Origin of the sequence: Acinetobacter sp. NIOH-H-8 (assembly GCF_046635365.1) — a bacterium.
Lineage (GTDB): Bacteria > Pseudomonadota > Gammaproteobacteria > Pseudomonadales > Moraxellaceae > Acinetobacter.
The window spans coordinates 111672-125307 of the sequence record NZ_JBHDVN010000004.1; the positions used below are offsets into that span (position 1 = coordinate 111672).

At 40.2% G+C, this 13636-nt stretch carries 10 protein-coding genes and 1 pseudogene; all 11 read left to right on the plus strand.

Annotated elements, in window-relative coordinates; all coding sequences use genetic code 11:
• Positions 1 to 2: 2 nt before the first annotated feature.
• Positions 3 to 578 (plus strand): hypothetical protein, encoded by a 576-nt coding sequence (locus ACEWB7_RS03530; protein ID WP_024160795.1) that lies wholly within the window; start codon positions 3 to 5, stop codon positions 576 to 578.
• A 167-nt stretch (positions 579 to 745) separates the two neighbouring features.
• Positions 746 to 1159, plus strand: coding sequence for a hypothetical protein (locus ACEWB7_RS03535; RefSeq protein WP_024160796.1), 414 nt, complete (start codon positions 746 to 748; stop codon positions 1157 to 1159).
• Positions 1160 to 1269: 110 nt separating this feature from the next.
• Positions 1270 to 2157, plus strand: a complete 888-nt coding sequence (locus ACEWB7_RS03540; protein WP_024160797.1) for an HNH endonuclease — start codon at positions 1270 to 1272, stop codon at positions 2155 to 2157.
• A gap of 10 nt (positions 2158 to 2167) precedes the next feature.
• Complete coding sequence (locus ACEWB7_RS03545; RefSeq protein WP_024160951.1) at positions 2168 to 3370, plus strand: hypothetical protein; 1203 nt, start codon at positions 2168 to 2170, stop codon at positions 3368 to 3370.
• 57 nt (positions 3371 to 3427) lie between these two features.
• The gene (locus ACEWB7_RS03550) at positions 3428 to 6610 is read left to right on the plus strand and encodes a hypothetical protein (protein WP_033917407.1); all 3183 of its coding nucleotides are present in this window, start codon (positions 3428 to 3430) and stop codon (positions 6608 to 6610) included.
• A 122-nt stretch (positions 6611 to 6732) separates the two neighbouring features.
• Entirely contained in the window at positions 6733 to 9525 is a 2793-nt protein-coding gene (locus ACEWB7_RS03555) for a type IV secretion protein DotL (protein ID WP_099143569.1), read from the plus strand.
• Between the two features lie 634 nt (positions 9526 to 10159).
• A complete protein-coding gene (locus ACEWB7_RS03560; RefSeq protein ID WP_165353904.1) occupies positions 10160 to 10333 on the plus strand; it encodes a hypothetical protein in 174 nt (57 codons plus the stop codon).
• An 86-nt stretch (positions 10334 to 10419) separates the two neighbouring features.
• The gene (locus tag ACEWB7_RS03565; RefSeq protein WP_125272075.1) at positions 10420 to 11508 is read left to right on the plus strand and encodes a DUF6685 family protein; all 1089 of its coding nucleotides are present in this window, start codon (positions 10420 to 10422) and stop codon (positions 11506 to 11508) included.
• A gap of 12 nt (positions 11509 to 11520) precedes the next feature.
• Positions 11521 to 12027 (plus strand): hypothetical protein, encoded by a 507-nt coding sequence (locus ACEWB7_RS03570; RefSeq protein ID WP_000350027.1) that lies wholly within the window; start codon positions 11521 to 11523, stop codon positions 12025 to 12027.
• Between the two features lie 259 nt (positions 12028 to 12286).
• A pseudogene (locus ACEWB7_RS03575) lies at positions 12287 to 12502 on the plus strand (IS91 family transposase); the annotation flags it as partial.
• Positions 12503 to 12786: 284 nt separating this feature from the next.
• Complete coding sequence (locus ACEWB7_RS03580) at positions 12787 to 13452, plus strand: tyrosine-type recombinase/integrase (RefSeq protein ID WP_015060916.1); 666 nt, start codon at positions 12787 to 12789, stop codon at positions 13450 to 13452.
• The last annotated feature ends 184 nt before the right edge of the window (positions 13453 to 13636 follow it).

Below are 13636 nucleotides of genomic sequence, written 5' to 3' on the forward strand. Positions count from 1 at the left end.
GCGTGGATGCATTAGATATAGTTAAAGCGATATTAAACATATACGGTCCACTACTAAGCTTTATACGCATTTGCTTTGTTGTAACGGGGTTGGTGATTACTGGCACGGCGCTTTTTGACTTAGTGCAAGCATCATCACCTCAACAAAAGTTCTTTGGTCATGGAATGAAAGAGCCTACCACTGGTGGGGCATTGTTGAAGATTCTTATCGGTGGTGCTTTTGCATCACTTGGATATGACGGATATATCATTGGTGCACTAGGTTCTTCATTGTTTGGTGGTAATGGCATAGAACTTGTAACGGTACAAAGTTACTTGCCTAATGCTGGTGCTAATGATTTAGGTGCATATATCGTTACGGCGGTTGTAGGTTTTACGCAACTGGTAGGGATTATAGCGGTAGCTCGTGGCTTATATGGTTTTGTAGAGAAAATTGATGCTCAAGGCAATGCGACATACCGCAAAGCATGGGTTTTAATTATAACAGGTGTATTATGCGTATACGTTCAGGACGTACACGATGTCTTTGTTAATACCTTTGGAACACAAATAGGAGGAACCTTTTTTACAATATTTTAAACAATCTTCTTAAAATAGGGTGAGAGTTTCTTAAAAACCTTGTATAAGATATTGAAGATATTTAACGAGAAGTTTAAAATTAAGCAACTTAAAGCAATAGGGTTTTAAGAATGTTTAATTACAGTGCGGAGATTAGCTCCCGTATATTAAATAAAAGGAAAATGACAATGGTATCATTAGTAAAACACTCAGTTCGCACTGTAAAAGCGACTGCATTCCGCGCAAAAGTAATGTTTTTAGCTTTTGTTTCTGCATTAATGGGTCAAGTTGCATATGCAAACACTGGCACATGGAACCCAGGTGGTACAGCTTACGGAAAACACGCTGCTGGTTCTGATGCGAATGAAATCTTAGGCCGTGGTGAAACATTAGGTCAAAACGTTTATAAATTCTTAATCGTAGTGTTCATGGTGCTTGGTTTAGGCTTAGTTGGTACTGGTTTGTATATGATGTATACATCAGAAGAAGATCAACAAAAGAAAAAGAAAACTGCTTGGATCTGTATTGGTGTGGGTGGTGCGTTATCAATCGTAGGCTTCATCATGTTCTCTGCTGCGAACACTATTACTGGTAAAGCGTAATACAATAATAAATAAGTTTAAAAGCGTGGCTTAGGCTGCGCTTTTTTTATTTTAAAAATAGTATATACATGTTTTAATTAGACCTTACTTAATAGTATTAAGGGGTTTAAGTGAAACATATAAACCGTAAGTTTGGTATTTTAAGACCTATTAACGGCGTAAACGACAAGCAAGAGATACGTCAAGATAAAACTATCCATGATGGTTTTAAAACCAATGAGACAATAAAGCAAATAATGTCTTCACAACCAGCTAAATGCTATTTTTGTGATTTCTATGACGAATACTTTTTAGAGCCACATCACTTAGACGGCGATCATAGCAACCATACGGCTGAGAACATTGTAGCGGTCTGTACGCTATGCCATGCACAAAACCACATCTTTGCACTATCACTGGAAAAGAAAGCTGAAATATGCGTATTGAGTACGAACATACCTCAAGAGATCTTTAATCAATATCAACGTGCATTACTGGTGTTATCGCATAAGTCTGACAACCAAGATCCTGAGCTTGCTAAGTTCGCACGGCGACATCGCCAAAGCTTGCTTGTAGAGCCGTTAAAGCGCCATCAACGCCCTAATCCTACAAAGATGTCTGAAGCAGAATACGCACGTAATATGTTTGAGGATATACAGGCGTTTAATGCGATTAAGACACGAACCCAAACAATTGATACCCAACTGTACTTCACGGACATTAAGTTCAACACAATGGCTGAATATGAAGAAGCCAAGCAAGAAGATATGTTGGTAGCGAACGTTGATTACGTAGACCAGCTCCGCAAGTACAAAGAGTGGTATTTGAATGCCATCAAAGAGAACAAAAACTTTTCTTTGTATCAACTCGCAAAAGCTTTGGAAAAGGTATCAGACGAAGCATACGAGAGCTTTAATCTGCCAAACCACTACATAGTATTTTCCCCGAATATCTTTACTGACGAGCAGTATGAGTACTACCAAACACTAGATGTATTTAAGGGTTTGGGTGATAAGTGAGTTCACATAAATGACAGAATGCTTAACAGATACCGAATACATAGATATGAGCTTAGAAGACGTTATATCGGGCATAGTGTTACAGCCATTTAAGCCTGACATAGTGAATGATATAGCGGTATTGGATAGCGTATTTGAGACGGACATATTGAATGATGATGAATACTCATTTATTGGTCCATACATCTACAAATATTGGGAACTTGGGATAGATGCACTACCAAAGGAAACGCACGATCAGCTATCGATATTTCGCTTATGCGTTATAGGTACTGAGGCTTTCAACTTCCTGAACGATTTGTATATACCAACGACTCGCGACACTGGTCATACATCTAACACGCTAATGCTACTCCATGTTGTACATATAGCGATAGGGAATCAGACAACAACTGGTGAAGACTCAACGGGGCATTTTCAAGATCCACTGATTAAAGCGCTACTGTTGATGAATATCCCCGTTAACAGCGATTGTTTGCTGTTGGATGACACTTTGGTACACCTAAACAAAATAACGGCGCTGAGTGGCTTAGACGTTGAAATACAGGTTAAGCAAAGTGTGAGTGTGAAGCATAAGAAATTACTAAGCACCAACTTTGGATTTGACAATCCATTATCAATTATAAGCGTTTTGGAACAAAAGAAACTGTCTGAAGAACTGACACGCTACTTTCCGATGATACATCTACCAACGTCCGTAGAAGATGCGACAAACCAGATAGATACGGGCAACTTAAAAATGAGTTCGCTGCAATCTTTTTGTATATACCAAAACTTAAAGCTATCGGTGTCTAAAGTTTTCCACGAACAGGGCTTATACCAGAACAAAGAGATCTACATAGAGCTTGATAAGGTTCACTTCCAACTTAAAAATACAGGTTCCTTAAACTTCAAGGTGGGTACTTTAGGTGAAAGCCAAGAGGTTTTAGAAACGGCGTTTTGGCAACTGCTTAATAAGGGTTTAGTGTTTGACCTAAATAGTTTTAAGAAGTATGTCGAATTAAAAGAGGACGAAACCGTTAAAACTGATGTATTTACTAATTCAAAAAATGATAATATCCCTTTTAACAGTACCTACTATGAGCTTTTATTAAGGTTGGTTTTAGATACAAGCTTAAAACCCTCTGTAAAAAGTCTTGAGGTCGCAATTCAAAATAAGGATTTCGACAGTGCGATTAACGTTTTAAGAGAATTACCGTTTTTTAGTGCTTAATGCTTAAAGGCATGTCTAATCAAAGATAGACGTAGAAAGGTGAATAAAGGTGTTTAAATGAGTAAGAAGAAAGCTGAGAAGTCTGGTTATAAAAAGACTGGTTACTCCAAGATTGAAATTATATTGATGTTATTCCTACAAAGCATGAAAGCTGACGTAGAGGATTATTGCGATTTAGAAACAGTATCGGACGAACATACGTTTGTCACAAAAACTGGTGCAATGATTACGATCATCGAATACAAGGGGATTAAGAGTTTAATTAGTGGTGATGCATTCAGCCGTCAAATTGGTTTGATGACGAGCAACATGCGTAACTACTTCAAAGACCGTGGACATACGATTCATCTAGCGTTCAAAGTAGACCATGAGACGCCATACGCGATTCATGACTTGAATGCCATGCAAAAGGCGACCACGGCGCGTTGTGCGATGAATCTAGACATCATCATTGATGAAATGACAGAAACCATTTCAGGCGGTGTATTTAACGAAAGCTGTTATATCGCTTTAATCTCTGAGCCAACCTTACTATCGCCAATCGATAAGGCTCAAGACTCAAAAAACCGTAAAAAGCTACTGTCGCAAATTACAATGCCAAGTACGGTCAATGCTCAAGACATGCTTAAATCATCGGACAGCTTATACGTACACCATGAGTCTTTTGTCTCACAATTCTTAAACTCACTCTCAACTGAAGAATTTCCAGCAATCTATGAAGTATTGAATGTTGTTGAAGCTGGTCTAGCGATTAAAAAACAAATTGCCTCACATTCAACTTCAGATGACTTCACCTTGTCTGTGCCGATGCTGAATACACGCTTACCGATGCGTTGGAAAGAAATACCATCAGAACATGATGCGTCACACGTTTTGTATCAACCGATCTCAGAACAACTCATGACGAATGCGATCTTACCTGGTACAAGTCAAGGTTCATTCTATCCAGTGGGAAGTGTTATCACTGACGGCGTTGTATATGCTCCATTGATGGTAGATATATATCCAGCGAAGACGAATACGTTTGAAACGCTATTCCGCTTATTACACCAGGCCAAAACGCACGACACTAGCGGTAACATCCGTTCTATCCCATATGCGGTGAGTTACTGTATTACTGGTGATGGTATGGCTGGAACCATGATGAAACGCACGTTATCAAGCGTTATTCACTTTATGACGGCACAAAACAAAGCCATTCGTAATGCTGGTAACATTTTGATGGCCACTAAAAATGACCTAGATCAAGTAGACACTGTTGCTGGTCTGCAAATGACCATGATGACATGGGCACCAAATACCGAAGATGGTGTAAACATTCTTGTAGGACGGCGCCAAAAGCTTTGGAAGAGTTTTGAAGCGTGGGGCGGTGCAAAAGTCATGGAACAGGCTGGCGATCCTATTTTGACTTGGGCATCACATATACCGGGCTTGATGGTACGTAATCACGCACCTATTTCACCGGCACCGCTGTTTGATGTGTTCTACATGTTACCGCTGACACGTATTAACTCACCATTCCATAAAGGGCATCAGCTCAACAAAACCTTAGACGGTAAACTGATTATTCTTGATTCGTTCTCAAATGAAGTGACTGTATGGACGACTATTAACATTGGTAAACCGGGTACGGGTAAATCGGTCACAATGAACAAAGGCATGCTTGAGGACATCATGATGCCTGGTAACGAGCGTATCCCGTTGACCTATATTGTCGATGTGGGTGAGTCAAGCCGTGGGTTAGTAGAAACAGTGCAAGATTCATTGCCTGAAGAGCTACGTCACTATGCCATCTATAAGCGTATTAAAAACTCAAAAGAAGAAGCGATTAATCCGCTTGAATTCAGTATGGGCTTACGCTACCCGTTAAACTACGAAATGCGTCAAATGACAGCGTTTTTAAGTTCATTGGTAACACCGCCTGAATTGAAAGGGCAACCAGCCAAAAATACTTCTGACGTTATTGGTGCGGTCCTACGCCGTACATTCTATTTTGCTGATGATACGAATGCTGATCATAAAGCACGTAAGTACATGCGCTTTGCAGATCCAGAACTAGATCGCATCATGGAAAAACACGGACTGATTGAGCCACATTCTGAACAAGGTAAGGATATTTCTTATTACGCTCTACGTGACCTTTTCCATTCTTTGAATGAGATCCGTGGACGCACGTTGGCACACCGTTACGCAATGCCGACTATTGGCGATATGATTGAAACCCTTTCTGATTCATCAATTTTAGATGTTTGGAGTGATGTTCATATTGATAATGAACGAGCACTGGACTTTTTGGCGCATCAGATTATGGCTGCACAAAATACCTATCCAGCATTCTTCTATCACACTAACTTTGACATCGGTAACGCTCGTGTAGCTTCTATCGACTTAAACGAAGTTGCGACATCATCAGATCCTAAAACTACATCTCTATTCTTCCAGATTGTACGGATGTTCATTAAGCGTAAGTTCGCCGTGAGCCGTGACGATATTCCAAAATTCCCACAAGCTTATCGTGAATATGCAACCCAACTGATTAATGAGCTTCTTGAAGACCGCAAAATTATGTCTTATGACGAATTGCACGTTGCGAAAGGCGATCCAATCCTATTAGAAGAATTGGCTGAAGACGCACGTACATTGCGTAAATGGGGTGCTCGTCTTAACTTGGCATCACACAAAGTAGAAGACTTTAAAGACTTGGTTGGCTTTGCTACGGCGTATGTGATTGTCGATCCTGGTACACGCGAATCTCGTGAAGCTATTCGTGACAGTATCGGTCTAACTCAACTAGAAATGGATGCTCTTGGTTCAGGTAACGTAGGTTTCTCAGATCAAGGCTTAACGTACTTCAGTAAAATTAAACTCGAAAAAATGGAATGTTCGGGCTTATATACCGTTTCACTTGGTCCAATCCTTTTATGGTCACTCAGTACACATCCCGATGAACGTGCGCTCCGTAACTACACGTATGACCTTATCGGTGAACGTGGTAAGGCGTTGAAGGTCCTTGCACAATTTTACCCAAAAGGTGCGAAGAACCAGATTAAGACACGGCGTACCATGATTGAGAAAAATGCCAAAAATAAAGGCACGGACTTTGACGAAAACAAAGCAACTGCTTCAGTGATTTCTACCATGGCACAAGAGATGGTTGTTGAATATCAACGCTATGAACTTGAGCAAAACATGAAGAAAAAATTACTGAACCAACGTAAGTCTGAAGCTGTTTCTTCTTAACTCCAATCAGCTATATAGATTTGCGTTAATTGGTATATACATTGAAGTGCTTGGAAATGGGTAAGGTCGTTAAACAACGACTTTGCCTATTATCCTGAAGATAAAAGAGTAGGTCGCAAAGCATGGCTTCTACACAAAAATACGGCACACAAACAAAGTTCAGGCCAAGTTCGCTTAAGCGTGATACACGATCAGGCTTAGAGAAAATCCATTTAAAACTTACAGCGCCAGACGGCGCTAATTATTTGGTTGGCGTTCTTGGTGCTATTGCAGTTATTTTGTTTGTTGTTCCGTTTGGCGGTGAGATATTTATAGGGATCGCGTATTACCTATTAAAACGCTACACACATCCGAATGATTACTTTTTTGAGTGGCCATTCCGTGCGCCGTTGCATTCAAACTCACTGGATGCGTCAACTGACATTACATCACGCGTAAAAGATGACGTACTGGACAATCCAAAAGCCTTTTTGGAATACGCACGTACCAATCGCGATAAGCTACAAGGTGAGGGTGTGACTTACCTTGGTCGTTGCCGTGAAACTGGTCTACCTGTTTATGCATCTAACTCCGATGACCGTACACATCAAATTGTGTTAGGTACTACGGGTTCGGGTAAAACAGAATACATGCTAGGTAACTGTGCCAACCAGTACGTACAAAACTCAGGTTATATCTTTGTAGACGCAAAAGGTGATACCAAGGCTCAACAAGACCACTATCGTTTATGTAACCGCTTTGGGCGTAATGAGGATCTATTAACGATCAACTTCATTACCTCAGGTCGTAACATGCTACGTGCACAAACCGACAAGATGACCAACTCAATGAACCAAATGAGCAACACCAGCTCAGGGATGTTGATTGAATTCTTGATCAACTTGCTTGATGACTCAGGCGGTGGCGGTGGTGACATGTGGAAAGGTCGTGCGATGGCCTTTATCGCCGCACTTACACGAGTTTTGGTCTATCTACGTGACAATGGCTTCATTCAGCTTTCACCAAAAGTATTCACGCAATACATGGAACTTGAAGCACTTGAAGAATTGGTATTTTGTCATAACGATAAATACGGGATTGACTTTGAACGTGTGGCTGAACAACTTCAAGGCTACCTCGTTTCATTACCTGGTTATTCAAGCAACCCTAAAAAGTTAAAGAAGCAAGAAACCAAAACCCGTGAGCAACACGGTTATATCACCATGCAGTTAACCAAAGCGATTAACGACTTGACGTTTAACTACGGTCACATCTTTGGTGTAGAGCATGGCGGTGATATTGATATTTTTGACGTTGTACTTAACCGCCGTATCTTAACTGTGCCATTACCAGCTCTTGAGCGTTCACCAGACTCACTCAAAATGCTCGGAAAATTAATCATTGGCTCAATTAAACAAATGATGGCTGGTTCCCTTGGTAACAAAATGGAAGGTTTACGCCGTGCCATTATTGACGCACGACCAACCAACGCCACTACTTCATTTAAGCTATTTTTGGACGAATGGGGCTACATCGTTATTGTCGGTGCTTCGGTTTTACCAGCTCAGGCACGTTCGCTTAACTTCTCTATTACGTTCGGTGCTCAAACATTTGAAGATATTGAACGTGGATCTAAAGAGGAAGCAGCTGCTACATGGGGTAACACGACCGTTAAAGCCATTGGACGTACTACTTCGGGTGCTGAAAGTACAACATACAAATTGGTTGATGGTTTTGCTGGTGAAGAGTGGCAAGGTAAAGTTAACTCAATCAATATGTATCAAGGTCTAGTATTCAACCGTTCGGTACCACAAACAGAAGTCCAGTTCGCCAAAGAAAAACGTGTGACCATTGAACAAATTGCCGGACAGCACAACGGCGAATTTACCTTGCTCATATCAACTAAAGGGGAAGGTGGTAAAACTTCAGACGTTAAAATCGTATCAATGTTGGCGTTCTATGTGGCTGGTGCTCAACCCAAGTACTTACGCTTAAATGACCTTTGCCCAATCTTCAATATCCAAAAATCTGAAATCTACGATCCTACTTTAAAAATTGAAGACTTCATTCATGAGATTGAGGAAAAACATACGCTACTGACAGACAACAATTCATCTGCCAATGTCACGGCGCTTGGTGATTTTGAGATCTGCAGAAAGCTCAATAACACCTTGTACGAAAACAACAACACGGTAAAAGACTTTACTCAAGATTTTGTACATCAGATTCTTGAAGCAAGACGTCTTGAATCCATCACACCTGAAGGGATGGCACCTGGACAAAGAACAGTAATGTCTTCGTCCACGGCGAAAGGTGAAATCTCCAAAGAACAAAAACACCGTGAAAGTATTGTTTCAGCACAAAAAGAAGCAAACATTAAAGACCAGATTATTGAGAAGCGAAAACAGTTCCAGTACTTCGGTAAAGATTCTGACATTTCACCTCAAGTACAAGCTGGTGCTTACAACAATGCGGATCTTGATGCTGAATTTAATATCTATGGTGAACGTATAAGCGAACCTGAACAGGCTCAACAGGAAAGTGATGTTGAAACTGTGACTCGCGCCGTTATCACACCAATGAACCTAGACAGCTACTATGATGAATTGAAAGAGATCCTAACAGGATATGACTTAACCGTTGCGCCAATTACTGAATATCAGCTTGTTCAGATACCACGCCATGTAAAACCTGAAGATCAGACACAATACATTGCGGAAAACAAAGCCAGTCTTGATCAAGCCATATCACATAGCACTCAAAATGAAATGGAATTCGTAGAACAACAGTATGCAGCTAAGTTTGAAAAAGCTTTGATGAAAAACCCGTTCTCGCACGAATGCGTTACTTTTGAAAAATTGTTGGTGATACTTGGTTCAAAAGGTTCTTCAGCTTCATTACGATCAGGCATTACAATCAAAAAAAAGGATGACTAAACGCATCCATGTAGAAGACATAAGGCTGGTTATCCAGCCTTTAGTTTTTTTTGGGTGAGCTGTTTGTACTTAATACGCCTTAATTCATCACTCGGCATGTATTGGGCTATTTAATATTCGCTCTTATACGGCGTTTCATTGAATATGGCCAATAACAACAACTGCGACAGCGGAATGGCTTCAGGCACTATCATTTTGAGTAAGCGAAACTTTTCAGACGCATTCACATCAAATGCAACCAATAACGCCGTATATGGAATGTGGCGATCTGCAAGTGTAAATCGGGGTAAAAGGTTGGTCCTAGTGCTAACGTTTGAAAGTCATACATATTCAAGCAAGAGATAGCTTTAGGTACATTGGATAGGTCCACGGCGTAAGTTTCAATGTTTGAATAAATATTGGCATCCAGTTTGGTTTTAACCCTAGTTTAGATGTATTTTAATATAATAACTTGGCTTTAACGTGCGTATTCTTAAACATAACTAAACCACTTCTTAAAACCTTGTTTTGTTTTAGGCTTAGTCGGTATATACCATTTCATAAAAAGTTTAATAAACTGTGTTTTACCCTTTACAATCCTTAATACATCAATTAAATTGCCCTTTAATTACATCCAATATACAGGATATAGGCAATGACTAAAGAACAGCTAAACGACTTACAAACACTTGGAATGACTGACTATAAAACACGTTTACACGTTAAAGGTGTGCGAATTGTTGAAGTGCAACAGTACTCAAAGTCTGTCGATAACAACGCCGTACAACCACTTGCCACTAATACCACTCAACCGCAATTCTTAAATTAATTTTCCAAAAAAATACTTATAAGCACTTTCTGTATTAATATATCTTTATTAGTTTTAATAAAGCATTAATCAATGGAGTGCTTAAAATGTTAGACACTTTACTTTCGGTATTTTCACCAAAACATAAGCTTTATAAGAATCTCAAGCTAAAACCCTTTATTGATACCCGTTTAGTCAATTCTGACAGCATCGCCACGACCGATGTTTTCCCTTTTCATCAAATCAAAGATTCTCTTTGTATGACTGGTATATCTCCTACTAATTTTGTACCAGGCAAAAACATTGTTTTGAATCCACATGCCAAAGATAACGATTCCATCAGCTACCTTGGTCAAGATACGCAAAATCATAAGCCGTTCTACATATCTACCTTTGCTGAAGAATTGGCTGAAGTATTTAACCCGATTTTTTCAGAAACCATTCATCTTGAAACACCATGCTTACTTGACCTATCTGAAATTGGGGGCTTCTCAAATTCCAAGTCGGATTTAAGCCAGTACCGTAGCATTGAAGATTTTGTAAAAAACGCATGCCCTGATTACATTAGTGATGTGAGTATGGAAAATTTAGATCAAATGTTGTTATGGCCAGAAATCCGTTTATTGAACTCTCCAGATACAACCACTGATCAATTTTTTATCTACGGCTGGAGCCCTAAGATTTTTGTTCAAAATGCTGGTGGATCACATCACATGGCTGCTGCACATTACTTGGCTAAGAAACTGAGCCAATGTGTGCCGATTCAAGGCAAAGTAAGTTTGAATCTTATCTCAAATAAAGCACTTCAAAACTTTGATTCAAAATACGCTGCGTTCGCCGTGACACATGATGCATTGATTGATATGGGGAATGATTTATCTGAATCAGGGCTTGAATATCAGCTGGTGTTTTTCCGTGAACGTGAAGTTAATTTTATCTTCTTCAAAAAAAATGATCAGAATGCCCGTATTATTTCGCTATTCAACAATCTGCATGCTTCATTGAATGGTGCATTAAAGACGGCGGTTCAAGCGCAACTCAAAAATGAAGCACTACTCACCATCATGAGTGCTAACCTCTCTGATACATCAAAAGATCAATTCTTTAGCACACGACCTCACTTGGCTGAGATCTACAATCACGTTCAAAACGAAATTTGTTTGAGTGGTCCTAAACCGACTAGCCCGATAATCTAAGGGGTAGGGAAAATGGATCACCAATCATCAACTACACCACATGCACTCATTCTCGGTCTGACACTTGAACAGGCCATTTCTGTTTTAGCAAAGAAACCCGTTGATGCTACCCACTACAACTATCTTGAAGATGACGAGTACAACACCTACGTCATGATGAAACCTGAGTGGACTAGCCTCAACAAACATGCCTACCTACATGTAGATGGCTTAACCCATGAGCGTAAATGGAAGTTTATGCCTAATGCTTTAGGTGAGTACAACTTGATAGAGGGCTGTATTGACCTGTTTGAACTTAACCAGGCCATCGAACAGCAATATCTTGTGTTTGAACAATTCCTGAATAGCCACGACACACCGTTCCGCAAAGTTGGTGAGAAGTTTTCTTTTGTCACACAACTGCTCTTTGATGCATGGGTGATAGATCCAGAACGTGCGATTCAAAAACTTCATGAGATGAAGGAAACAAAAATCTCATTACAAGTGCCTTTGCTTCATGGGAATAGTCAGCATGATTGATACGCATTGCTCTAGATCAACCGTATCACCACTCGCCATTTGTACGTGGACCTAATCAATCCGCACGGTTCCACTTTTTATGGATGCATCGCATATGCCAAGCGTACCATCCGTTTAGCCACTTCAACTGAAATTGAATTACGGACGGTGAATAACAATGAACATGAATGAAAACATTGCTTCAGAAATTGAAGCTCGTAACGCTTTTGAAAATAAATACGGCCTGGTCGGTAGTCTGTTGGCCAGTGGCAATTATTCTTCTTGGGCGCAACGGCTCAAGCGTGTTTTCAATATCGACATCGAGACCTGCAGCGGCTGCGGCGGCGCCATGAAAGTCATCGCCTGCATTGAAGACCCTATAGTGATCAAGCAGATCCTTGATCACCTGAAGCACAAAGCCGAAACCAGCGGGACCAGGGCGTTACCCGAAAGCCGGGCGCCACCGGCTGAGCTGCTCCTGGGTCTGTTTGACTGACGAGCCTGAAGGCCAACGATACCAATCAAAATGCTGCGTTCACAGCGCCGCGGCAGGGATCCGCCGTGCTGGTTGTCGGAAAAGGAGCCGCTAGTGGGAAAGAGGAGGGTAAATTTTCAGCGTTGCTGGCTCCCCGTCAGCCGGATTGGGTTGCATCGCAGGGGTGTCGAAAGAGTCAACTGCGGTCCAAAGCTGTTGGACTTGGGTGAAAAGGGCGTTTATTCTTCCTATACGTCGATCGATTGAATGAAGGACATATACAATCATTTCTCCGACATTTGGTTATGGAGCGAAAAGTTTCAATATCTTATCAAAACCAGGCAATCAATGCGATTAAGTTTTATTACGAACGTGTTTTGGGTGGACAACGGAAAACATATTTCATCGAAAGACCAAAAAAAGAAAAAACACTTCCTGTTGTGATGAGTGAAGAAGAAACCATTCGGGTACTACGCGCTATTGAAAACGTGAAACACAAGGCTATTCTGATGACTATTTATTCGGCAGGTTTGCGCATTTCTGAATGTATAAACCTGAAAATAAAAGACATTGACTCCAAGCGCATGCAAATTCGTATAGAACAGTCAAAAGGAAAAAGAGATCGTTATACCATTTTATCTGAGAAAACATTAATTATTTTAAGAACATACTTTATGGAATATAAACCAAAAGATTATTTATTTGAAGGTCAAAAAGGTGGCGCATACTCAAGCCGAAGTATTCAAAACATTTTTAAAGCAGCTGTTTTAAAAGCAAAGATTCAAAAGGAAGTTACTGTACATACCTTACGACATAGCTTTGCAACGCATTTGCTTGAGAATGGTACGAGTTTACGTTATATTCAATCGTTGTTAGGTCATTCAAGCAGTAAAACAACTGAGGTTTATACACATATTACCACCAAGGGAATGGAACAATTAAAAAGTCCGATGGATTTGTTAGATATATAGAAAGGATTTGTATATTTGAGCAAAACTTAACAAAAAGCACTATGAATATAAATCCTTTTGAGAGAGTAGAAACGAACGGTAAACGGTTGAAAACGGATTTGTCACTGATAATGAAAGGTTTAGCAAAATAAGATATAGTGGATATATACGCCATTTGGCGTATAGCCACTTGTTATGTGCCATT